At 72.5% G+C, this 23,440-nt stretch carries 19 protein-coding genes and 1 pseudogene; 12 read left to right on the top strand and 8 right to left on the bottom strand.

Features of this window, described 5'->3' with window-relative positions:
* The first annotated feature begins 171 nt into the window (after positions 1-171).
* On the top strand, positions 172-1,665 hold the full coding sequence (locus tag G446_RS0106000; RefSeq protein WP_156916540.1) for a variant leucine-rich repeat-containing protein: 1,494 nt from the start codon (positions 172-174) through the stop codon (positions 1,663-1,665).
* Between the two features lie 361 nt (positions 1,666-2,026).
* Here the strand turns inward: G446_RS0106000 and G446_RS19845 are convergent, their stop codons facing one another.
* Genes G446_RS19845 through nrdH form a run of 4 tightly spaced genes read right to left on the bottom strand, consistent with a single transcriptional unit; the run spans position 2,027 to position 5,487 of the window.
* Complete coding sequence (locus G446_RS19845) at positions 2,027-2,602, bottom strand: hypothetical protein (RefSeq protein ID WP_156916539.1); 576 nt, start codon at positions 2,600-2,602, stop codon at positions 2,027-2,029.
* 33 nt (positions 2,603-2,635) lie between these two features.
* A complete protein-coding gene (gene nrdE / locus G446_RS0105985) occupies positions 2,636-4,804 on the bottom strand; it encodes a class 1b ribonucleoside-diphosphate reductase subunit alpha (RefSeq protein WP_026409473.1) in 2,169 nt (722 codons plus the stop codon).
* A complete protein-coding gene (gene nrdI, locus G446_RS0105980) occupies positions 4,789-5,223 on the bottom strand; it encodes a class Ib ribonucleoside-diphosphate reductase assembly flavoprotein NrdI (RefSeq protein WP_051285696.1) in 435 nt (144 codons plus the stop codon). The genes nrdE and nrdI overlap by 16 nt, the downstream gene beginning before the upstream one ends.
* 18 nt (positions 5,224-5,241) lie before the next feature.
* On the bottom strand, positions 5,242-5,487 hold the full coding sequence (gene nrdH / locus G446_RS0105975; protein ID WP_026409471.1) for a glutaredoxin-like protein NrdH: 246 nt from the start codon (positions 5,485-5,487) through the stop codon (positions 5,242-5,244).
* Between the two features lie 511 nt (positions 5,488-5,998).
* On the opposite strand from nrdH, the gene G446_RS0105970 reads away from it, so the two are divergent.
* The 5 genes from G446_RS0105970 to G446_RS0105950 all read left to right on the top strand — a co-directional run bounded on the left by G446_RS0105970 (position 5,999) and on the right by G446_RS0105950 (position 12,319).
* On the top strand, positions 5,999-6,508 hold the full coding sequence (locus G446_RS0105970; RefSeq protein WP_026409470.1) for a transcription repressor NadR: 510 nt from the start codon (positions 5,999-6,001) through the stop codon (positions 6,506-6,508).
* A gap of 197 nt (positions 6,509-6,705) precedes the next feature.
* Positions 6,706-7,380: a DUF4956 domain-containing protein gene (locus G446_RS16255; protein WP_084779031.1), complete on the top strand. Its 675-nt coding sequence runs from the start codon at positions 6,706-6,708 to the stop codon at positions 7,378-7,380.
* A 37-nt stretch (positions 7,381-7,417) separates the two neighbouring features.
* Positions 7,418-8,320, top strand: a complete 903-nt coding sequence (locus G446_RS0105960; protein ID WP_034469367.1) for a polyphosphate polymerase domain-containing protein — start codon at positions 7,418-7,420, stop codon at positions 8,318-8,320.
* Positions 8,321-8,436: 116 nt separating this feature from the next.
* Complete coding sequence (locus G446_RS16250) at positions 8,437-10,314, top strand: carbohydrate-binding domain-containing protein (protein WP_051285695.1); 1,878 nt, start codon at positions 8,437-8,439, stop codon at positions 10,312-10,314.
* 919 nt (positions 10,315-11,233) lie between these two features.
* Positions 11,234-12,319 (top strand): hypothetical protein, encoded by a 1,086-nt coding sequence (locus G446_RS0105950; protein WP_026409468.1) that lies wholly within the window; start codon positions 11,234-11,236, stop codon positions 12,317-12,319.
* Here the strand turns inward: G446_RS0105950 and G446_RS16245 are convergent.
* Positions 12,261-14,180 (bottom strand): glycoside hydrolase family 13 protein, encoded by a 1,920-nt coding sequence (locus tag G446_RS16245; RefSeq protein ID WP_084779030.1) that lies wholly within the window; start codon positions 14,178-14,180, stop codon positions 12,261-12,263. The genes G446_RS0105950 and G446_RS16245 overlap by 59 nt on opposite strands.
* Before the next feature lie 645 nt (positions 14,181-14,825).
* Here G446_RS16245 and G446_RS19840 point away from each other — a divergent pair.
* Positions 14,826-15,011 (top strand): type II toxin-antitoxin system RelE/ParE family toxin, encoded by a 186-nt coding sequence (locus tag G446_RS19840; protein ID WP_245574605.1) that lies wholly within the window; start codon positions 14,826-14,828, stop codon positions 15,009-15,011.
* Here the strand turns inward: G446_RS19840 and G446_RS16235 are convergent.
* From G446_RS16235 to G446_RS0105930, 3 genes and pseudogenes are all read right to left on the bottom strand, one after another.
* A complete protein-coding gene (locus G446_RS16235; protein ID WP_245574604.1) occupies positions 14,986-15,792 on the bottom strand; it encodes a type II toxin-antitoxin system HipA family toxin in 807 nt (268 codons plus the stop codon). The two genes, G446_RS19840 and G446_RS16235, sit on opposite strands and share 26 nt — an antisense overlap.
* A gap of 169 nt (positions 15,793-15,961) precedes the next feature.
* Positions 15,962-16,213 (bottom strand): annotated as a pseudogene (locus G446_RS20900) (HipA N-terminal domain-containing protein); the annotation flags it as partial.
* 215 nt (positions 16,214-16,428) lie between these two features.
* On the bottom strand, positions 16,429-18,150 hold the full coding sequence (locus G446_RS0105930) for an L-serine ammonia-lyase (RefSeq protein ID WP_026409467.1): 1,722 nt from the start codon (positions 18,148-18,150) through the stop codon (positions 16,429-16,431).
* Positions 18,151-18,284: 134 nt separating this feature from the next.
* Between G446_RS0105930 and G446_RS0105925 the strand changes: the two genes are divergently transcribed.
* The 5 genes from G446_RS0105925 (at position 18,285) to G446_RS0105905 (ending at position 23,355) form a co-directional block, all read left to right on the top strand.
* Positions 18,285-18,539: a type II toxin-antitoxin system Phd/YefM family antitoxin gene (locus G446_RS0105925; protein ID WP_026409466.1), complete on the top strand. Its 255-nt coding sequence runs from the start codon at positions 18,285-18,287 to the stop codon at positions 18,537-18,539.
* Positions 18,539-18,967, top strand: a complete 429-nt coding sequence (locus G446_RS0105920; RefSeq protein ID WP_211228258.1) for a type II toxin-antitoxin system VapC family toxin — start codon at positions 18,539-18,541, stop codon at positions 18,965-18,967. The genes G446_RS0105925 and G446_RS0105920 overlap by 1 nt, the downstream gene beginning before the upstream one ends.
* Positions 18,968-21,042: 2,075 nt before the next feature.
* Complete coding sequence (locus G446_RS0105915) at positions 21,043-22,512, top strand: DUF2079 domain-containing protein (protein ID WP_026409464.1); 1,470 nt, start codon at positions 21,043-21,045, stop codon at positions 22,510-22,512.
* Complete coding sequence (locus G446_RS16230) at positions 22,502-22,930, top strand: fluoride efflux transporter FluC (RefSeq protein ID WP_034469366.1); 429 nt, start codon at positions 22,502-22,504, stop codon at positions 22,928-22,930. Before G446_RS0105915 ends, G446_RS16230 begins: the two co-directional genes overlap by 11 nt.
* Positions 22,927-23,355: a fluoride efflux transporter FluC gene (locus tag G446_RS0105905; RefSeq protein WP_026409463.1), complete on the top strand. Its 429-nt coding sequence runs from the start codon at positions 22,927-22,929 to the stop codon at positions 23,353-23,355. Before G446_RS16230 ends, G446_RS0105905 begins: the two co-directional genes overlap by 4 nt.
* The last annotated feature ends 85 nt before the right edge of the window (positions 23,356-23,440 follow it).

The raw sequence follows: 23,440 nt of genomic DNA, 5'->3' as shown, positions 1-23,440 counted from the left end.
GCCACAGCCATCGCAGTCCTGCGGGCCGGGGTCCCGGCCGGGAGACGGGCCGCCGGGCCCCGTGCTTGACTCGCCGCCTCGCCCGCACCGATAATCATCGTGGAAGTTCCGCGGATCCGCCCGGGGCGGGTCCGGCGGTCGGAGGCCCCTACGGAGAAAAACAGTCCCGATATGGATCCCACGCAGCTCACAGAAATAGTGGGGCAGGCCGATGCGCGGCTCGCCTCCACGACGCCGGATCAGGAGATTCAGGCGGCGCTCGCGCAGAACCGCCCCGATCTCTGGGCGGCGCTCGCCTCCAACCCGATGCTCTACCCGGAACTGGTCAATTGGCTGTACCAGCTGCAGGACGACGCCGTCCTGGCCGTTTTGAACGGCCAGCAGCACCCGTCGGGGACGGACGGGGCGGCGCAGGCGCCGGCCGCCTGGGCGTGGGTGGCCGACGGCACCCCGCCGCAGGGCGTCGCCGTCGCGGAGCGATCCTCCCGCTGGTCGCCGGTGCCCCTGATCGCGGCCGCCGTCATCATCCTGCTCGTCATCGGCGGGATCGGCACGTGGCGTCTGGGGCTCTTCGGCGGGGATGACGATCGCACGCCGTCGACCGCCGCGGGCGGGCACGGCTCCGACCGCGCGTCGTCGGCCTCGCACAAGAAGGACCGCGAGAAGAACAAGGACGGGGACAAGGACGACAAGGACTCCGCGAAGGACCGGGAGACCGACCGCGACGAGCCGACGCCGGCCGAGGAGGAGCCGGACCGCGACTCGCCGCCGGCCCCGGTGGAGTCGAGCGAGCCGGACTCCGGTTCCGGTTCCGGGGCGAGCGGCTCGAACGGGGCGGGCTCGGCCGACTACGTCACGCCCTGCGCGCGGGCGCCGCAGTTCGCGGTGCGCTCCGTCAGCGACCAGGGCGGCGAACTCGAGGTCACGACCGAGGTCACCCCCTCCTGCTCCGAGGGGGATGTGCTGACGGGCGCCGCGAATTCCATCGCGCTCTACGCGCCGTCGTCGACCACGGGCTCGGGGGCCGCCGACATGGTCGTCGCCTACGCCGATTTCGACTTCTCGGGTTCCCCCGTCGTCATCCCCTCGGGCGGCAGGACGCTCGTCCTGCGGTTCGCCGCCGGATACTTCTTCCGCTCCGCGAGCGACATCAGCGCCGGCTCCACCACGATCTCCGGTGACATCGACCGCAGCGGCGCGTCGACCGCGGTGGTGGTCGGCAGCGACGCGAGCACGACGGCGATCGTGGCCTCCGGCACCGGCGACGGGCAGGTGGCGGAGGCCGACGCCGCCGGCAACCTCCGCTGGCAGGCCGACCACGACCGGCCGACCGTCGTGAGCAGCGTCTCCGGGTACTGGGTCCCCCAGGTGTCCTCGAAGCGGCCGGGCCTGTACGCCGAGGGCATGACCTGGGGCAGCCCCGACATCGTGCAGGAGTTCTTCTCGCTGCGCCAGCAGTTCCCGCAGGCTCTTCTGCTCTTCAGCGACGACTGGCCCGTCTTCGACGCCGGAGGCAGCTGGTGGGTGACCATTGTGGGGATCCCCTTCACCACGGCGGAGGAGGCCAACGCCTGGTGCGACTCCCAGGGCCTGGACGGCGAGCACTGCTTCGCCAAGTACATCGACACCAACGGCTCGTCCGAGGGGACGACCAGGAACCGCTGAGCGGCGCCGGCGCCTCCGAGCGCCGGCAATGAATGCTGCGCCCCTTCCCGTCATGCGGCGGGAAGGGGCGCGGTGGTCTCCTCACCGGGGAACGACGGGGGATGCGCCCGGTGGCGAGTACCAGGGCGATGAACCGGGCCGGGAGCCGCCGCGCGAGCCCCGCGTCCGAGGAGGCCCCGGTCGCCGCCCCCACCGGCGACGACGCCGGGCGGCGAGCCCCGCGTCCGAGGGGCCACCTGTTCGCCGACGCCTTGACGTGAGATGCGCATGACTGTCATACTCATGTGCGCCGCCGTACTACGGTGCGGAGTGGAAGTCAGCGCCGGTGCACCCGTGTCGTCATGTGGGCCCGGCGCTTGCGCTACCTACGGGGGTCGATTTTCTCCACCAGTACACGATCAGCGATCATCCGCCATCCGGTGTCCTGGCCGGCAGCATAATCACCCAGGGCTCCGACAACCTGATCCGGCACCCACAGTCGCTTATCATCACGTCCGAACTTATGAGTCAGACGGAACTCTTGTGTCAGCACCCGAGACCGTCGGGCCACATCGATTGTGTTCTCATCCTTATTATCCTGGGAACGCTGTCGGCGCTCAAGAACGAGTGCGTGCACGTTGAACTTATCCTCGAGGTGCACGGCCAAGCAGAAGAGCGCCTGTTGTCTTGCACGCTCCTCTCCGCCGTCGAGAATAAGAGGAGACGCCACGACAACGAGATGAGATGCATCATAGCCGCTTATGGTTCTACAAACGGCCAACTTCGTCTGAGGCAGGTGATCACGCCAGTGAAGTTTACCAGCATGCCTCACATACACAGACAGTGCATCGGCAAGATCCGGCTGCTCATCGTCGGCGATATACACGCCAAGTAAATACATCGGCTCCGGCACCCCGGTACGACGAATACTCTCATCCCCATAAGCGATACGGCTCATCCTCGCCGCCTTCCGCCCGGCTCCGGCGTCGGATCACAGCATGCACGACACGCAGCCCTCCACCTCGGTGCCGGTGAGCGCGGCCTGGCGCAGGCGGATGTAGTAGAGGGTCTTGATGCCCTTGCGCCAGGCGTAGATCTGGGCCCGGTTGACGTCGCGGGTGGTGGCGGTGTCGGGGAAGAAGAGGGTCAGGCTCAGCCCCTGGTCCACGTGCTGGGTGGCCGCGGCGTAGGTGTCGATGATCTTCTCCGGGCCGATCTCGTAGGCGTCCTGGTAGTACTCCAGGTTGTCGTTCGTCATATAGGGCGCCGGGTAGTAGACGCGCCCGATCTTGCCCTCCTTGCGGATCTCGATCTTGGCCACGATCGGATGGATCGAGGAGGTGGAGCCGTTGATGTAGGAGATCGAGCCGGTGGGCGGGACCGCCTGGAGATTGCGGTTGTAGATGCCGTCGCGCCGGATGGCCCCGGCCAGCTCCGCCCAGTCGGCACGCGTGGGCACGTGCACGCTGGAGGCGTCGAAGATCTCGCGCACGCGCTCGGTGACGGGCACGAAATCCCGACTCGTGTACTTGTCGAAGAACTCGCCGCCGGCATAGGCAGAGTCCTCGAATCCCACGAAGGACTCGCCCCGCTCGACCGCCAGCTCGTGCGAGGCGGTCAGGGCCTGGTACAGCACGCAGGCGAAGTAGACGTTGGTGAAGTCCAGGGCCTCCTCGCTGCCGTAGAGGATCCGCTCGCGCGCCAGGAAACCGTGCAGATTCATCTGCCCCAGCCCGATGGCGTGGGACTCGCGGTTGCCGCGGTCGATGGAGGGCACGGACGGCAGACGCGTCTGGTCGGACACGGCGGTCAGCCCCCGCACCGCCGTGCGAATGGTGCGGGCGAAGTCCGGGGAGTCCATCGTCCTGGCGATATTGAGGCTGCCCAGATTGCAGGAGATGTCCTTGCCCACGTGCGCGTAGGACAGGTCCTCGTTGAGCCGGCTGGGCTCGGAGACCTGGAGGATCTCCGAGCACAGGTTGGACATGACCACCTTCCCCTTGATGGGGTTGGCCCGGTTGACCGTGTCCTCGAAGACGACGTAGGGGTAACCGGACTCGAACTGGATCTCGGCGAGGGTCTGGAAGAACTGGCGGGCATTGATCCTGGTCTTCTTGATGCGCTCGTCGTCGACCATCTCGCGGTACTTCCCCGTCACGTCGATGTCCGCGAACGGAACCCCGTGGACGCGCTCGACGTCGTAGGGGCTGAACAGGCACATGTCCTCATTGTTCTTGGCCAGCTCGAAGGTGATGTCGGGGATGACGACGCCCAGCGAGAGGGTCTTGATGCGGATCTTCTCGTCCGCGTTCTCGCGCTTGGTGTCCAGGAACCGCATGATGTCGGGGTGGTGGGCGTGCAGGTACACGGCGCCGGCGCCCTGACGGGCCCCCAGCTGGTTGGCGTAGGAGAAGGAGTCCTCCAGCAGCTTCATGACGGGGATGACGCCGCTGGACTGGTTCTCAATGCGCTTGATCGGCGCCCCCATCTCGCGCAGGTTGCTCAGCAGCAGGGCCACGCCGCCGCCGCGCTTGGACAGCTGGAGGGCGGAGTTGATGCCGCGGGCGATCGACTCCATATTGTCCTCGATACGCACCAGGAAGCAGGAGACGGGCTCGCCGCGCTGCGCCTTCCCCTCGTTGAGGAAGGTGGGTGTGGCGGGCTGGAATCGGCCGGTCATCATCTCCTCGATGAGGTCCAGGGCCAGCGCCTCGTCGCCGTCGGCCAGGGCCAGGGCCACCATGGCGACCCGGTCCTCGAACCGCTCCAGGTATCGCCCGCCGTCGAAGGTCTTGAGCGTGTAGGAGGTGTAGTACTTGAACGCCCCCAGGAAGGTCTCGAAACGGAAGTCGTGGGCGTGGGCGGCCTCGAACGCGGAGGCGATGAATTCCGGGGAGTAGCGGTCCAGGACCCGTTTCTCGTAATATCCCTCGGCGACCAGGTGATCCAGCTTCTCCCCCAGGTCGCGGAAGCGGACGGTATTCGGGTTCACGTGCTGGAGGAAGTACTGGCGGGCCGCCTCGCGGTCGGCGTCGAATTGGATCGCGCCGTTCGCGTCGTAGAGGTTGAGCCGGGCGTTGAGGGCGTGATAATCGAGGTCCGGGGCCGCGGTCGCCCCGGAGCCGGCGCCCGACGGCGTCTGCGTCAGCGTGTCTGCCAAAACCTGTCCAATCCTTCTTCGACGCGCGCGACGTCGGTGGGGGTGCCGAGCAGCTCGTAGCGGTAGAGGAGGGGCACCTTGAGCTTGGCGGCGATGATATCGCCGGCGATTCCGTAGGCCTCGCCGAAATTGGTGTTCCCCGAGGAGATGACGCCCCGGCACAGGGAGCGGTTGTGCGGGTCGTTGAGGAACTTGATGACCTGCTTGGGGACGGCGCCCCTGATGCTGCCGCCGCCGTAGGTCGGCACGATGAGGACGTACTCCTCGTCCACCCTCAGGGGCCCCTCGCCGGGGCGCAGCGGGATCCGGGCGCTGCGGCGGCTGAGCCTGCCGACGAACCGGTGCGTGTTCTGCGAGGCGGAGGAGAAGTAGACGAGCAGCGGGCCGTCGGGCGCCGGCGTCGTCGCGGGGGGCGTCACGGGGCCGTCCGCCCCGCTTCAGATCGCGATGGCCTCGACGGCGAGCGCGGCCGCCTTGATCTTGTCCGGGCGGAAGCCGGACCAGTGGTCGGCGCCGACCATGACGACCGGGGCCTGCGCGTAGCCCAGGGACTTGACCCGCGCCAGGGCCTCGGCGTCCGCCGAGATGTCCACCGTGCTGTAGGACAGGCCGGCCCTGTCCAGGGCGCGGTAGGTGGCGCTGCACTGGACGCAGTTGGGCTTGCTGTAGACGGTGATCGCCATGTCGGTCTCCCCGATCGTGTACGGATGGTCTGTCCCGCGCCCCGGCCGGGCGCCCCGCGGCGGGCTCGCACCGGTGGCCGGAGCACGGATGTGTGTGATGGAGGGCATCGCCTCACCAACGGGCGACAACACTACCCCTAGGGGTCGGAGCGCGCCAGCACCACAAGATGATGTGTTCGACCCCCCGCTGTGCACGAATCGCCCCTCCCTGTGGACGACTCGCCCGGAGCCTGTGGACGACTCCCGCCGGGGACCGGCGGCGGCCGGGCGGACCGGGTCGGCGACACGCCGTCGGATCCGCGCGAACACGGCCCCGCACCCGCCGACGCGCACCCGCCCCGACAATCCACAGCCCCGCCGCCGACCCGACGGCCCGTTGTCCCCAGCCTGGGGACAACTCCCTGAAAATTCCCCTCTCACAACTTGATCACGTCGGCGTGTCCCCCGACGCGCCCCGGGGCGCCGGGTCCGTGCTACGGTCGCCGTACAGACGCGAGTCCAAGGAGGTCTCATGGACGCGGCCCGACGGCGGAAGAAGATCCTCGAGCGCCTGGGCGCCGCCTCCGCCCCCATCCCGGCCGCGGCCCTCGGGGCGGAGCTGGGCGTCTCGCGGCAGATCGTCGTCGGCGACGTCGCCCTCCTGCGCGCCGCCGGGCACCCGGTGCGCGCCACCAACCGCGGCTACCTGCTCAGCCGGCCCACCGCCCGCCCGCGCCGCTCCTTCCCCGTCCAGCACACCCGCGACGAGATCGCCGCCGAGCTGGAGGCGATCCTCCAGGAGGGCGGCACGGTGCTGGACACCTCGATCGAGCACCGGCTCTACGGGCAGATCACCGTCGACCTCATTCTGCGCGACCGCGCCGACCTCGCCCAGTTCCTGGCCAGGCTCCCCGAGTCCTCCTCCCTGGCCGAGCTGACCAACGGCTGGCACACCCACACCGTCGAGGCGGACAGCGAGGAGGTCCTCGACGCCGTCGGACGCCGCCTGGACGAGCTGGGCTTCCTGCGCGAGGAGTACTGAGGGGACGACGGCCCCGCCCGTCCGCGAGCGCCCGACGCCGGCGCGCCCCCATCCGGCCCGGCCCCCGAGTCGCCGCGGGCGGGGCCCGGCCCGGTCTCCACAAGACATGCGCCGGACCCACCCCCCTCACAGGCCCCTCATGGGCCCGGCCCCTTGACTCAAGGCCGTCAGCAAGGCCTCACCCAAGGAGCACGCCCATGAGTCCGACCACCCTCGCCTATATCGGGACCGATCTGGCGGCCCTCGCCCTTCTCGTCGGCGCCCTCTACCTGCCGCGCCACGGCCGCAGGGATCTCACGGCCGCCTACATCGGAGTCAACATCGGCGTCCTGGCCGTCACGCTCCTGCTGTCCACCGCGAGCGTCGGCGCCGGACTGGGGCTGGGCCTGTTCGGCGTCCTGTCCATCATCCGCCTGCGCTCCACCGAGATCTCCCAGGGCGAGATCGCCTACTTCTTCGCCTCCCTGGCCCTGGGCCTGCTCGGCGGCATCCAGACGGCCCCGCTGGCCCTGGTCGCCGCCCTCATGGCCCTGGTCGTGGCCTCCCTGTGGATCGGCGACAGCCCCCGCCTGGCCGCCCGCAACCGCCACCAGGTCATCCAGCTCGACCGCGCCATCGCCGACGAGGCCGCCCTGACCGCCCACCTGGAGGAGCTGCTGGGCGCCCGCGTGCGCGCCCTGGAGGTCCACAGGCTCGACCTGGTCAACGACACCACCCTCGTCGACGTGCGCTACCGGCTGCTCGCGCGCCGCGCCCCGCTGGCGCAGGACGCCGCCCGCGACGACCTCCCCTTCGTCGCCTCCCCCGCGGACAACTGGGCGCCGCTGAACCGTCCGACGGCGGCGCGCCACGCCGGCGCCGCGAGCCGCTGAGCCCATCCGGCCGCATCCGCGCAGGAGAACAGCCATTATGATCACTCGCCCCGCCGGCCTGGACACGCGCCGCCTGGCCCCCACCGGACTCGCCGAGCTCAACGCGGCCGCGGGCCTGCTCGTCCGGATCGACCGCAAGTATCTCGTGCCCCTGACCGCAGCCCAGGGACTCGTCGACGCCCTGGCCGGCGCCGCCCGCGTCCTGCAGATCGAGGGCCGCCGCGGCTTCAGCTACGCCTCCACCTACTTCGACACCCCCGACCTGGACTCCTACATGCTCGCCGCCCGCAAGCGCCGGCGCCGCTTCAAGATCCGCACCCGCAGCTACCTCGACTCCGGCTCCTGCTTCCTGGAGGTCAAGACCCGCGGGCCGCGCGGGGCCACCGTCAAGCGCCGCGTCCAGTGCCCGCCGCTCGACGCCGGCCGCCTCACCGCGTCGGGCCGCGACTTCATCGCCTCCCGCCTGGCCGACGACGTCGCCCCGCCGGAGCGGGCGCGGCGCCTGGCCCAGGCCCTGGAGCCCGTCCTGATCACCCGCTACGAGCGCACCACCCTCCACCTGCCGGAGGAGTCCGCTCGCCTGACCCTCGACACCCGCCTGGCCTGGATCGGCCTGCCGCCCCGCGGCGCGCCCGCCGTCGGACGGACCGGGAGCGCCGACGGACGGGGCGGGCGGGCCGGGGACTCCGGGGATGCCGACGGGCGGGCCGGGGGCGCCGGCGCCGGAGGCCGCCACGTCCCGGTGCGCGCGGCGGGTGCGCTGGCCGTCGTCGAGACGAAGACCCCGGCCGCGCCCTCGGCGGCCGACCGGTGGCTGTGGGCCGCCGGGCACCGGCCCGCCGCCGTCTCGAAGTACGCCACGGGGATGGCGCTGCTCCACCCGGAGCTGCCCGCCAACAAGTGGCACCGCATCCTCACCCGCGAGCTCGCCGCCGCCTGAGCCGGCGGCTGTGCGAACCGGCCCGGGCGCCGTCGTCATCACCGCACCGCCCGGGCGCCTCACCGTCCACCCGCAACCAATCCGGCCCCGCGCGGGCCCCGACACAAGGAGACCTCATGACCACGCCCCCCGCGCACCCGACCGACCCGTCGGGCGCACGCCGCCGCCGATTCCGCTTCCGGGCCGCCGGCGCCCTGGCCGCCCTGGCCGCCAGCGCCCTCGTCGCCGCCTGCTCCACCACCGGGGCGGCCTCCGCCTCCGCCGATTCGAGTTCGCAGGCCTCGTCCGCAACGACGTGGACCACCATCTCCTCCTCCGTGCGCCAGGCCTCGACCGGCGCCACCGCCGCCCAGATCCTGGCCGCCAACGCCGACACCTCCGGGGCCGTCGGCGCCGCGAGCCAGACCGAGGCCTCCGGCGGCTGGGACGAGTCGGGCGCCACCGCCGTCGCCCTGAACGGCGACTCGGCGACGGCGTCGGGTCGCAGCGCCGCCGCCGTGAGCGTGGACGGCTCCACGATCACCATCACCGCGGGCGGCACCTACGTGGTCTCCGGCGCCCTGACCGACGGCGAGATCGTCGTCGCCGCCGACGATGCCGACGTGCACCTGGTCCTCAACGGCGCCTCCATCACGAACGCCGACGGGCCCGCCATCGACGTCCGGGACGCCGGCAGCGCCGTGCTCGTCCTGGCCAGGGGCAGCGACAACGCCCTGGCCGACGGCGCCGCCTACGCCGACACGGGCGAGGACGCGCCCACCGCCGCCCTGTTCTCCTCCGACACCCTCACCCTCACCGGCACCGGCTCGCTGACCGTGACCGGCGCCCACGAGGACGGCATCTCGTCGAAGAACGGCCTGGCCGTCACCGGGAGCCCGACGATCACGGTGAATGCGGCCGACGACGGGCTGCGCGGCAAGGACTGGCTGCTGATCGACGGCGGGACGCTCACCGTCACCGCCGGGGGCGACGGGCTCAAGTCCAGCGAGGACGACGACGAGACGAAGGGCTTCGTGGCGCTGGGCGGGGCCGCCGTCTCCGTCACCGCCGGCGACGACGGCGTCGCGGCCACCACGGACGTCACGGTCGAGGACACGGACCTGACCATTGCGGCGGGCGGCGGCCAGGCCAACGCGACCGTCCAGACGCAGCCGGGGCCGGGCCAGGCCGGTGCGGGCCAGGGGCAGGCGCCCCCCGACCAGGCCGGCTCCGGCCAGGCTGGCTCCGGTCAGGGCGGCGCGAGCGGGCAGTCCCCGGCCGACTCCGCCTCGTCGTCGGACGACACCACCGCCAAGCCCAAGGGCATCGACGCCGGGGTCAGCTACACGCAGGACTCCGGGACGGTGAGGATCGACGCCGCGGACGAGGGCGTGCAGGCGGCCTTCGTCAACGTCGGCGGCGGGGTGCTGACCGTGGACAGCGGCGACGACGCCATCAACGCCTCCAACGGCGACCACACGATCGAGGGCTACGAGTCGGCCGATTCCGAGTCCGACGACGGCTCCGTGCTCACCATCAGCGGCGGCCAGGTCCAGCTCGACTACGCCGGCTCCGACGGCATCGACTCCAACGGCTCGGCCTTCGTCACCGGCGGCCAGGTGCTCATCGGCGGCCAGGCCGGGGCGATGGACGGCGCGGTGGACGCCAACGGCGAGTCGACGCTCGTGGGGGTGACGGGCTCGCCGGGCGTGGCGGAGGGCGACACGGTCACCGTGACCTCCGCCGATGGGACGAGCTGGCAGCTGGCCTCCACCGTGAGCACCGACTACACCACCGTGCTGGGGCTGACCGAGGGGACGCAGTACACGGTGTCGACGACGTCGGGCGGCTCGGCCACCAATACGGCGTCGGCGCTGAGCTCGGGCGTGGGCGGCGCGGGCGGCGGGCCCGGCCCGGGCGGACCGGGCGGCGCGGGCCAGGCGCCCGGCGGCCAGGGCGGGCCCGGCCAGGCCCCCGACGGGACCCGGGCGACCGGCGCCGCCTCCGGCCAGTGACCCCGCCGCGGCCCGGAGCATCGGCCCGGGCGCGTCGGCGGCACGGAAAAGGTGGACGGCGCGTGACTTTCAGGTGTGCGGCGGCTCCTGCGCTTATGAGGAATGGCGTCATTGCGCCACTTCGGGACGGGAGGGGCGCGGGGCGAAGGGTGAAAGATCCGCGCCGGCCACCTTTTCGCGGGCGAGTCCGGGTGAACCGCCCTTGGCGCGGCGGTGGTTCCCGCGGAACTCGCCCGGGGGACCGGGAAGGTTATTCGGCAGGCTCATGGCGGCGTTCTCCTTGGACCACTTATGTGCAGTTGGACCACGGTGGTCCAACCGTCGTTCCGGGGGCGGAGTGCGCATCTCGGCGTCCGGGGCGCGGCGGCGTCGGGTGCCGCGGTCCGCGAGATCGTCGGGTGACCGCCGAGCACGTCACTTAACCCGCGAGCACGTCACTCTGGCAGACGTGCTCGCGGGTTAAGTGACGATCTCGCGGGTTAAGTGACGTGCTCGCGGGTTGGGTGACGATCTCGCGAGCCGGCCGCGTCACGACATGCGAGACGCCGTCCCACCATGCGGGATGCGCTATCGAGGCGAAGCGGGGAGACGCACTCGAATGCCTCAGCAACAACCCTCCGGACGAGAAGGACCCGCCCGAGCAGACCGCCACCGCAACCTTCACGCCCCACGCCTTCAAAGCCACCCCCCGAATAACCTTCCGGCCATCCCCGCGCCGTCCTGCTCGTTTACTACGCCTCTTTCCCTCTGCTACGCCTCCTCACCCTCCGCTACGCGCCCTTTCCCCGTACAGTGAAGGGTCAAGGGGCGTAGCAGAGGGAAAGAGGCGTAGCGGACGCCCGCCCGCCCGTTTCAGCGCCGGCGACGGGGGCCGCCCCCCGCCCTGGACTCGTCCCGGCCGGGGGAGCACGATGACGCCATGTCCTCCCCAGACGACCGCCCGGGACCCGGGCAGAGTCCGACTCCGAGCGCCCGCGCGCCCCAGGCCCCCGATCCGGAGCCCTCCGACAGTCCGGGGCCGGGGGCCGGGGCCGCGCCCGGCTCCGGAGCATCCGGCCCCACCGCACCCGCGTCCAGACCCGGAGCGCTCGGCGGGGCCGCGCCCGGGACCGACCCCGCCGCGCCCTCGCCGCGCCCCCGACAACCGCGGCCGCCCCGCTCGGGCGCCGAGCTCGCGCACCTCGTCCTCGTCAGCATTCTGCTGGGCACGGCGCTCATGGGGCCGATTCAGACGCTCGCCCAGATGCTGCCGAGCCAGCCGTCCCCCGTCCCGCTCATACTCAACAGCATCGTTCTCAACAGGTCGATCTGGCTGCCCGTCGGCGCCCTCATGCTCGCGCTCCGGCGCCGCCCGACGACCCTGAGCACGGCGCTCGCCCTCGTCATGCTCCTCGACGACGCCAGATACGCGCCGTTCCTCGGCACCGTCACGCCGCCCACCGGCAACCTGGCGCCATTCGTCCCCGTCTACCTGAGCCTGGCCCTGGCCGTCGCTGGCGCCGCCGCCGGCGCCCTCGCCAACCGGTCCCTGGACGGGCGGCCGATCCCGGTGACCCTGGCCGGCGGGGTGTGCGCGGGGGTGCTGACCCGATCCGCGATCGACCTCGCCCACCGGCTCTACCAGATGCTCGACGCCGACGCCGCGCTCCTGCTGAGCGCCCGGCAGTGGGACAACGCCACGTTCCTGGGCCTCATCGACGTGCCCCCCGGCCTCATCCCGCTGCTCACGGCGGTCGCCGCAGTCGCGGCGGCGGTCGGGCTGACGGGGTTCTGGTCGGCGCGCGGCGCGCGCTCGCGGATCAGGCTGCTCGCCGGCTCCCTGGCCGCCGCGGTCGTCACGATCGTCCTCGCGGGGCTGCTCCCGACCTCGTCGGCGGCCCTCAACGACTCCGGGTTCGGATTCTCGCCGCTGACGGCGCTGACGCCCGCCGCGCCGGTGCTGCTGCTCATGTCCGGGCTCGTCGCGCTGCCCGCCTGCGGGCGCTGGTTCGAGCAGCGGCGCTGAGCGGGGCGGGGGCGAGCAGCCAGGCGGTGGCGTCGGAGGGCAGGACGTTGACAGTGCGGCCGACCGCCCCGCCGTCGGCGCTCGACTCGACCAGGCCCAGCGGCGCGCTGGCCAGCAGCACCTCGCCGTCGGGCAGCTCGACGTCGGCGTCGAAGGCCGTCCAGCACTGCACCCGCCCGCGCGCGAAGGCCAGCACGTGCTCGTCGCGCCGCACCCACTCCAGCGGCTCGGCGTTCGCCGCGCCCCAGAACCGGCGCCGCAGCCGCAGCCCGTCGCGGTACAGGCGCAGCGTCGAGGCCGCATCGGCCTCCTCGGCCTCGACGGCGCGCCCGCCCCAGCCCGCCGGCTGGGGCAGGTGCGGCTCGGCGCCGCCGTCGGGCCCGAACCCGAAGGAGCTGCCCGACGCCGTCCACGGCAGCGGCACGCGGCAGCCGTCGCGGCCCTTCTCCTCCTCCCGCATGCGCCGGGCGATCGGGTCCTGGAGGCGGTCCTCGGGGATGTCGGGGACCTCGGGCAGGCCGAGCTCGTCGCCCTGGTAGAGGTACACGGACCCGGGCAGGGCCATGACGATCATGGCCGCGGCCCGCGCCCGCCGCTCGCCCAGGGCGGCGTCGACCGCGGGGGCGGCGCCGTCGGCGCTGATCCACCGGCGCGCCATGCGCTGGGCGACGGCGGCGGGGTAGTCGGGGTCGGGCTCGCCCGGCGGCGGGACGTCGTCGGCCAGGTCGAAGCCGTAGCGGGTGGCCGCGCGCGGGGAGTCGTGGCAGCCCAGGACCCAGGTGGTCGAGCCGCAGGCGGCCTCGTCGGCCAGGCCCGCGTCGATGGCCCAGCCGAAGGAGTGGGCGCTCCAGTCGGCGTCCTGCATCTGGAAGTTGAAGGCCTGGCCCAGGCTGGCGGCGTAGGCGGGGCGGCGCGAGGCGGTGACGCCGGCCTCGGCCACCGCGAAGCGCGGCGGGTCGTAGGAGTCCAGGAGGGCGCGCCACCGGCGGTAGACGGCGTGGACCCCGTCGCGGTCGAACAGTGGGTGGGATCCGTCCTCGGGCAGCGGCCACCACGGGATCTGCGCGGCCGGCCGGTAGGGGGCGGACAGGTCCTTGACCATGCCGGCGGCCACGTCGATGCGGAAGCCGTCCGCGCCGCGGTCGCACCAGAAGCGCAGGGTGGTCAGGAAGTCCTCGTGGACGGCCGGGTTGTCCCAGTTGAGGTCGGGCTGCTGGGGGGTGAAGACGTGCAGGTACCACTGCCGGGGGCGGGGCGCGCCCGGGCCGGTCAGGGGCTCGCCGTCGGGGCCGACGTCGTCGACGGGCTCCCAGGCGGAGCCGCCGAACATGGAGCGCCAGTCGTTGGGGGGCTCGGCCCCGTCCGGGCCCGCGCCGTCGCGGAAGTGGTAGAGGGCCCGCTCGGGGGCGTCGGGGCCGCCGGCCAGGGCGGCGCGGAACCATTCGTGGCGGTCGGAGGAGTGGTTGGGGACGAGGTCGACCATGACGCGGATGCCGGCGGCGTGCAGGGCGGCGACCATGCGGTCGAAGTCGGTCAGGGTGCCGATCTCGGGGGCGACGTCGCGGTAGTCGTCGACGTCGTAGCCGCCGTCGGCCAGGGCGGAGGGGTAGAAGGGGGAGAGCCAGACGGCGTCCACGCCCAGGGCCGCCAGGTAGGGGACGCGGGAGGTGATGCCGGCCAGGTCGCCGATGCCGTTGCCGTCGCGGTCGGCGAAGGAGCGCGGATAGATCTGGTAGACGACGGCGTCCTTCCACCACGGCCGCTCGGGGACGCCGGCGCGGCGGGAGGGCGCGGCGGCGGTCGGGGCCGGAACGGGTGCGACGGAATCGGCGGGGGCGCCGGGCCGGGAGCTGGGAGTCACGGGCGCATCCTGCCAGATCCGTCACATCAGTGCCCACCGCAGAGCCCTCCCGCCCCTTCACCGAAACCGGCGGAAACGACACGCGGAACCGGCGGATGATGCACATCCGGCGACTCGGACCGGCTGCGGGAGCGGATTACACATTGGAGAGCGGCGCCCGCGCGAGCGGATTCCGGGTTTTCCGCATGATTCCGGGAATCTTTCTAGAACGTCGGTTTTTAGTAGATAGGCTCCCATGTGCAGAAGGGACCGCTCTGCACATGGGAGGATTTCACCGGCGTTGAGCGTCGAGATGTTTCCGCATGATTCCGCGGATTCTCTGACAGCCTGCTCCGGTCGAATGTGCAGCACCGCCCGGGCCCGCCCATTCCCGGTGGCGAGGAACCGACTCCGGACCCTGCGGTGACGACTCGGTGGGCCGCGCCGTCGGCGACAAGAGCGTCCTCGCCTCTGTCGCCGACGAGCAGCCAACTCCGGAGCCGCGCGGAACGTCCGAGCGCGCCCGGAGGAGACGCCCTGCGCGCGGCAAGGTCCGGGACCGCGCAGACCGCCCGTGACCATGCAATCCGGCCAACGCCCGGCGTCTCATCAACGCGATCACCCGCTCCGAGGCCGGACTCGACACCTACCACGATCTCATCGAGGATGACTGACATGGGGATCGCCTGGGACAACGATGCTTGGGAGGAGCACCTGCGATGGCAGGCCCAGGACCGCAGGATCCTCAAGCGCATCAACCGACTCCTCCCCGCGCCCGGCGGCGCCCCGCCGGACAGCGCCCAGGACTCGCCGCGCAGTCCCGTGCTCAGGACTCGCCGCGCAGCCTGCTGAGCGTGTCCTCCAGGTGCGCCCCGATCCACCCGGCCACCGGCGGCGGCATGCGGTCCGCCGCGCCGTCGGCCCAAAGGCCGTGGAAGCGCTCGCAGGTCTCATCGACGACGTCGAGGACGTCCTCATCCCCCACGCCCAGCCGATCGCGCAGCCGCGCGAAGTGCCCGCGGCCGACGTCGGCGAGCCGGGTCGCGCCGAGGAAGGGCAGGCCGAGCAAGGGGTTGCCGGGGTCGGGCAGGTGCACGGCCGTGCACACGAGGTCGTAGGCGGGCGAGAGCCGGGCCCGCCTGCGGTCGGGGTAGATGAGCGACCAGTTCTTCAGGTGGGCGTCCCCGTTGCCGACGAGCAGGTTGAAGGCGGTGCGCCGCACCGCCTCCCGCAGGGAGTCGCGGTCCCGGCCCCGGTGCGCCAGGCCGGCCACCGTCTCCACGTTGGAGCGGTACTTCCCCTCCCCGGCCCCGAAGCGCCCGAGCACCTGGGCGAAGTCCTCGATGTGGACGCGCCCGCCGGGCGAGCGGTCGAAGCGCCGGACGGCGTAGGCGCGGGTCTCCTCCGACGCCCAGGCTCCGGGGCCGAGGTCGTCGATGTCGTCCCGGGACCACAGCCGCGCCTCGGGCACGTCGATCCCGACCGACCCCGCGAGCCGCATGACGGCGAGCTCGTTGGCGGGCAGATCCGGGTACGACCGGTCGGGAGTCTTGAGGATCCAGTCCCCGTCCCGCCCGCGGGCGGGGACGACGAGCCGGTCGCCCCGACGGCTCATGGAGAACTTCAGCGTCATGCCCGCCAAGGCGAATCCCAGCCGTCCGGGGGCGACCGCCCGCCCCGCCGAGCGCGGATGCGCGCACGGCCCCCCCGGCGCAGCCCGCCGCCCCCGCCCCGCCGGTCACGACCTTCACCGCACCGGGAAGGTCCCGGCCGGCCCGGAGCAGCAGGTCGATCTCACGACCGCCCCCGCCCCGCGCCTCAACGACCATGTCTCGCAGACGCCCCTCGGGCAGGAGGTTGGAGAACCAGGCGGGCACCCGGTTCACGGCATGCGGCCGCCTGCGCGGATGGCCCTCGAACCACTCGCCGAGGACCGCGCGGCGGGGACGGCCCCAGTAGTCGCGGTCGAAGACGAACTTGGTGAAATCACCACGGCGCCGGATCGAGCCGATGCGCTCGTCGTGCAGGAGAACCTCATGGACCGCCTCGATCACGATGCGCGCCTCCCGCCGATCTCAACCGCGAGCACCTCAACCGCGAGCCCTCCGGCGAACAGTACTGAGGTGCGGACCCGCCGTCATCATCCCCCTCGCCGGGCACCGGCCGGTCCGGCCCCGCTGCGGGGTCCGGGCCAGCGCCCATCATCCCCCGCCGGGCGCCGGCCGCCCAGGAAGACCGCCGCCCGCGCCCCGCCCCCGCCGCCCCGCGCTCAGCACTCCACGACGTTGACGGCCAGCCCTCCCAGGGACGTCTCCTTGTACTTGGAGAGCATGTCCTCGCCGGTCTGGCGCATGGTCTCGATGACCGTGTCGAGGCTGACGGCGTGGCGCCCCTCCCCCCACAGCGCCATGCGGGCGGCGTTGATCGCCTTGACGGCCCCCACCGCGTTGCGCTCGATGCAGGGGATCTGCACGAGCCCGCCCACTGGGTCGCAGGTGAGCCCCAGGTTGTGCTCCATGGCGATCTCCGCGGCGTTCTCCACCTGCGCGGGCGTCCCGCCCAGGGCCTCGGCCAATCCGGCCGCCGCCATCGACGACGCTGATCCCACCTCCCCCTGGCAGCCCACCTCGGCCCCGGCGATGGAGGCGTTGGTCTTGATGAGGCCGCCGACGGCGGTGGCGGCCAGCAGGAAGCGGCGCGCGCCGTCGTCGTCGGCCCCCGGGATGAAGCGCTCGTAGTAGGCCAGGACCGCCGGCACGATACCGGCCGCCCCGTTGGTGGGGGCGGTGACCACGCGCCGCCCGGCGGCGTTCTCCTCGCTGACCGCGAGCGCGAACAGGTTCACCCAGTCCATGCCGCGCAGGGGGTCGGCCATGGTGAGGGCGGCGGCGGGCCCGGCGGACCGGGCCAGCAGCCGCTCGTGCAGGGCTCTGGCGCGCCGGCGCACCCCGAGCCCGCCGGGCAGGACGCCGTCCGCGACCATGCCGGCCTCGATGCAGGCGCTCATGGCCCCGCGCAGCCGGTCCAGGTGGGCGATCACCTCCTCGCGCGGCCGGGCGGAGGCCTCGTTGGCCATGACGACGTCGGAGACGGCCAGACCCTCGCGCCGGCAGATCTCCAGCAGCTCGGCGGAGGAGGAGAAGGGGTGGGGGGCGGGGGCGGCGCGGGCCCGGGCGGCGTCGGGCGCGGCCAGGGCCCGGATGGAGGGGGCGCCGGGCTCCCCGGCGTCCTCCATGACGAAGCCCCCGCCCACGGAGTAGAAGGTGCGGCGCAGCGCCTCGCCGCCGCCGGCGCGGTGGGCGGTCAGCGTCATGCCGTTGACGTGGTAGGGCAGGACGCGGCCGGGCAGGAAGCGGATGTCGGCGGCGGGGCTGAAGGGGACGGGGCCGACGCCGTGGACCTCCAGGACGCCGGCGGTCTCGACGGCCTCCATGTGGTCCCGGCAGATCCCGGCGGGAACGGTCTCGGGCTCGTACCCGGCCAGGCCCATGACGACGGCGCGGTCGGTGGCGTGTCCGCGCCCGGTGGCGCCGAGCGAGCCGTAGAGCTCGACTCTCACGCGGGCGACGGGACCGGCGCACCGGGCGGCGCCGGCGGTGCGCCAGTCGACCCCGGTCGCACCCGCTTCCGCCCCGACTCCCGCGCCGGCGGCGCGTCCGCCCGGACCGGCGGCCCCGACCGACCCGACCCGCGGGACAGTCCCGTCGGCGAGGGCCTCGGCGAGTTCGACGGCGAAGGCGCGCCCGGCGCGCATGGGGCCGACCGTGTGGGAGGAGGAGGGTCCGATGCCGATGCGCAGCAGGTCGAAGACGCTGAGCGGCCGGGCGGCGGAGGCGGCGGCGATCTGCCCGGCCAGGAGAGCGGCGGGTGCGTCGGCGGGGTCGGCCGGAGTCGCGGGCCGCGCGACGGGGGTGTCCGGGGCCGCGGGCCGCGCGGCGGTGTCGCGGTCCAGGGCGTCGGCGGGGGCGCCGGCGAGCGTTCTGGCGGTCATGGCCGAATCATGCCGCGCCGATCCCGCCTCCGCGCACCGCCCGCACACCGCGGAGTCTGAGCCCGCGGGACTGCGAGCCAGTCGATCGCTTATGTAGTAACATAACTATATTCAGTCTTGTGAGGAGCGCGACGATGACTACTATCACCATGTCGAGCCGCGAGTTCAACCAGAACGTTTCGCTGGCTAAACGGGTCTCCAGCCGCGGACCCGTCCTCATCACCGACCGCGGCGTTCCATCGCATGTGCTGTTGTCGATCAAGGACTACCGCAGACTGACCACCGGTTCCAAGACCCTGGTCGAGGCCCTCTCGCTGCCCGGCCTGTCTGAGATCGACTTCGACGTAGAGCCGGCGCACGATCTGCCCCGAGCCGCAGAGTTGAACTGATGCTGCTGGATACCAATGTCGTCTCCGAACTGCGCAAAGTGGGAGATGGTAGAGCCGACCCCCGCGTCGTGGCCTTCTTTTCGGAAATTGACCAGGCAGACCTCTATCTGTCCGCAATCACGCTCATGGAACTGGAATTAGGTGTGACGCGAATCGAGCGGCGCGACTTTTTACAGGGAGAGCTTCTGCGCACCTGGATGAGCCGCCACGTCATCCCCTCCTTCCACGATAGAATCCTACCCGTGGATGACGCCGTGGCGATGTGCTGCGCACATCTGCACGTACCCGATCCGCGCCCCGAACGCGATGCCCTCATCGCTGCCACCGCCATCGCGCACGGGTTGACAGTGGTGACGCGCAATATCGCAGACTTCACCCCCATGGGGGTTCCGACAATCAATCCCTGGGAGCATCCGCACAGCACCTAAGAAGGTTATTCAGCGGGCGGTGGTGCGGGCACAGGTCGCGGGGCACTGGCGGACTCATGGCGACACCCCTCCGCTTGGGCCACTTATGCCCCGTTGGAACTGGCTCACGGAATGTGGCCCAACGGAATTTCAGCGACCCAATGAGCCTTTCTCACCGGAATGGTCATGGGCTTTCGAGTCGGGGTTCCTGATGAGAAGTGCTTCGGCGCCCACCGAGTCCGACCCTCTGAGCATCCCCGCCTACTGGGGGAATTGCGACCCCCACTGACCCCGGGGCCGTGGGTCGGCTGAGCATCCCCGCCTACTGGGGGAATTGCGTCGGCTCTCATTAACGGTCGCGATGAGGATGTGCGTGTCTCCGCCCCCGGGGGATCGGGAACGCGGCCCGGGACCCGGTGCGTCCCCGCCCCGGAGGATCCGGGCGCCAGCCCCGGGGGAGTCGAATTGGTGATGTCACCTGGGCTCGCATTGTGCGAGGCGGGCTCGCAAGAATCGAGCGCAGGCGGATTGTGTCGCGCTGGGCTCGCACGGCGCGAGGCGGGATGGACTGCGTCGCGCTGGGCTCGCATTACGCAATCCGGGAACTGGCCCGCGCCGGACTCAGCACGCACCGCCTCGGACCCGACGACCCGCGCCAGCCAGATCCCCGCCCCATCCCGTCTCGGCCGGCTCCGCGAGAACGTGTCTTGACTCGCGAGATCGTCACCCGACCCGCGAGAACGTCTGCCGGGGATACGATCTCGCGGGTCGGGTGACGATCTCGCGACCCGGGCGGCGCGCCCGGTGCGGCGGCGCGGACGAGGGTCGCGGCGGGGTCCGTCCTGGCCGCCAGCAAGACCAACGCGAACGAGCTCATCGACACCGGCCCGGGAGCCCGCACGGGCGCGGCGACGAGACTTCGGCCTTGACAACGCGCACCCGATTTACGTCATCACGACCAAGCCCCCGAAGGTTATTCAGCGGGCTCATGGTGGCGCTCTCCTGTTCAGATCATTCATGTGCGGTTGGACCACGGTGGTCCGACCCTCGTTCTCGAGGGTGAAACGCGTGTCTCGGCGTCCGGGGCGCGGCGGCGCCGGGCGCCGCGGTCCGCGAGATCGTCGGGTAATCGCCGAGCACGTCACTTAACCCGCGAGCACGTCTGCCAGAGGTACGTGCTCACGGGTTGAGGTACGATCTCGCGGGTTGAGTGACGATCTCGCGAGCCGGGGCGCGTCACGGCATGCGAGACGCCGTCCCACCATGCGAGATGCGCTATCGGGGCGAAGCGGGGACGGGGCGCCGGAACCGCCCCCGACGCCTCCCGGGCCGCCCCCGGCACCCGACCCGCCGATCCCGACGCGCCCGACTCCCCCAACGCGCCTGGAGACGACCCGAGCGGGCCATCACGGCCGACCCCCGCACCCCACCGCCCTCAATGCCCACTCTCGTCACACCCGGGAGACGCACTCGGGAGACGCACTCGGGAGACGCACTCGGGAGACGCACTCGGACGCCCTCGCAACAACCCTCCGGACGAGGAGGACCCGCCCGAGCGGACCGTCACCACAACCTTCACGCTCCACGTCTTCAAAACCACCCCCGAATAATCTTCCCCGCCGCCACGACCAGAACCCCGCCGACTTTCGGGCAGCGCAGGCCGATCCCGGGACGGGCCGGGGCCGGTGCGGGTCGGACCCGGCTTGCGTAATGCGAGCCCAGCGCGACGCAGTCCATCCCGCCTCGCGCCGTGCGAGCCCAGCGCGACACAATCCGCCTGCGCTCGATTCTTGCGAGCCCGCCTCGCACAATGCGAGCCCAGGTGACATCACCAATTCGACTCCCCCGGGGCTGGCGCCCGGATCCTCCGGGGCGGGGACGCGCCGGGTCCCGGGCCGCGTTCCGGACTCCCCGGAGCAGGTGCCCGGGCCCGCGGGAGCCGCGGGTGCGGCCGGGCTGAGGGCCGTGGCCGTGCGGGCACGACACGATCGAGGAGGTCCTTGTCCTTGGCGAGCCGGGCCGTGGCCGTCCACGCGCCGCCGCCCGCATCGCGCGCGCCGGGCCCGCGCGCCGGCCATGGCGCTAGGCTCGACGCGATGAGACCCTCAGCCCGCACCGCCATCCGCGCCGCCGTCCCCGTCATCGTCCCTGCCGCCGTCGTCCTCGTGGGCGCCGCCACGCTCATCGCCTACTCGGTCAACCAGTGGCGCTCCATGCAGGTGCCCAGCTGGGACCTGGCCATCTTCTCCGAGCTCGCCAAGGATTACGCCCACTTCCAGGCGCCGATCGTGCCGATCAAGGGGGAGGGCTTCAACCTGCTGGGCGACCACTTCCACCCGATCCTCGTCCTCCTGGGCCCCGTCTGGCGCCTCTTCCCCACCCCGCTGGCCCTGCTCGTCGTCCAGGACGTCCTCCTGGCGGTCTCGGCCTGGCCGATCACCCGCCTGGCCATGCGCACCCTCACCTCCTGGGCGGGCGGCGCCCTGGGCCTGTTCTACGTCCTGTCCTGGGGCTTCCAGGGGGCGGTGTCGGCCCAGTTCCACGAGATCGCCTTCGCCGTGCCCATGCTGGCCTGGGCCTCGGCCGCCTTCGTGGAGCGGCGCTGGCGGGCCTGCGCCCTGTGGTGCGCGCCGCTGGTGCTGGTCAAGGAGGACCTGGGGCTGACCATACTCATGGCGGGCCTGGCCATCGCACTGCGCGGCCTGCAGGAGCGGCGCGAGGACCGGGCCGCCCCGACGACGCTCCTGGGCCTGGGCCTGACGCTGTACGGCCTGTTCGTCTTCCTCATCACGGTCCTGCTCATCCTGCCGGCGCTCTCCCCGTCGGGCGCCTGGGAGTACGGCATCGGCGGCAACGCCGGGGACGGCACCGCCACCGCCCAGTCCGCCGGCCTGCTCGCCCGCCTGTTCTCCCCGCAGATCAAGCTCATCACGCTGGGGGTGCTGGCGTGCACCGCCGGCCTCATCGGCCTGGCCTCCCCGTGGATGGCGCTGGTGCTGCCCACCCTGGCCTGGCGCTTCTTGTCCGCCAAGGAGTTCTACTGGGACTGGGCGAACTGGCACTACAACGCCATCCTCATGCCCATCGCCGTCGGCGCGCTGCTCGACGTGCTCACCCGTCTGAGAACCGACCGGGAGGGCAAGACGCTCACATGGCCGGACACCCCGGTCCTCGCCCGCGGGATCGCCATCATCGGCGTCGCCGTGCCCCTCGTCCTGGCGGTGAGGACGGCCGACGACCTGCCGCTGCTCAGGACCTCGGAGCCGATCTGGCGCACCGGCGCCTCGCGCGCCGCCGCCGCCCAGCAGGTCATCGACACCGTCGAGGCGGGCACCACCGTGAAGACCGACCTCGGGCTGCTCGCCTACCTCGTGCCCAAGACGACCGTCTACTGGGTGGGCACCTCCTCGGCGGACACCGACTACGTCATCATCGACTCCTACTTCTGGGGCGGCAACCCGCCCCGCGACGCCGCCGCCTGGGCCACCGGGCAGTCCGAGACGGGCGCCGTCTACGAGCTCGTCCTGGACACCGGCGGCTACCAGGTGGCCAAGCGTGTCCGCTGAGCGGGGACCGTCGCGGACGACGGCGCTGGCGGCCATCGGCGCCGGCGGCGTCGTCGGCACCCTCCTGCGGGCCGGGGCGGGGGCGCTGCGGCCCGAGGCCGCGGGGCGCCTGCCGGCGACCACCCTCGCCGTCAACCTCGTCGGCGCCCTGGTCCTGGGGCTGCTCCTGGGACTGTTCGCCCGGCGGGAGGCGGCCGCCGGGCGCCCCCGCGTGCTGCGCCTGGCCCTGGGCACGGGCGTCATGGGCGCGCTGACCACCCACTCGACCCTCATGGTCCAGGCCGCCCGCCTGCTGCGGGGCGGTCACACCGCCGCGGGGGCCGGCTACCTGCTCGTCTCGGCGACGGCCGGCATTGCGCTGGCGGCCCTGGGCCTGGCCGTCGGGGCCCGGCTGGACCGCGCCGGGCGGACGCCGTGAGCCCGGCGGCCTGGGCCGTCATGGCCCTGGCGGGCGGGGCGGGCGCCGTCTGCCGCTACCTGGTGGACGGGCGGGTCACGGCCGCCGTCGCCCGACGCCGCTCCCGCCGGGCCGCCGCGGGCGGCCGCTCGCCCCTGGGGGCGATGCCGGTGGGGACGATCGTCGTCAACCTCACGGCCTGCTTCGCCCTGGGGCTCCTCACCGGCTGGGCGGGGCGGGCGCCGGCGTGGGCGCCGGGCGTGCTCGGGACCGGCTTCCTCGGCGGATACTCCACCTTCTCCACCGCCTGCGTGGAGACGGCGCGCCTGCTCCTGGACGACGCCGGGACCGGGCCGGTCGCGGCCCTCGTGCACCTGGTGGCCATGACGGCGGGCACGCTGGCGGCCGCGGCCGCCGGGCTGTGGATCGGCGGGGCGCCGGTGTGACGGGCCGGCGCGCCCGACGGCGGGGAGCCTCGCGGGGACGGCGCGTGCGGGCCGCGCCCGACGGCGCCGCTCGCCCCCGACGGCG

It is taken from the genome of Actinomyces dentalis DSM 19115, from assembly GCF_000429225.1.
In the GTDB taxonomy this organism is placed as follows: domain Bacteria; phylum Actinomycetota; class Actinomycetes; order Actinomycetales; family Actinomycetaceae; genus Actinomyces; species Actinomyces dentalis.
Note: the sequence above shows the minus strand (reverse complement) of the source record. Positions and strands in the feature narration are given on the sequence as shown.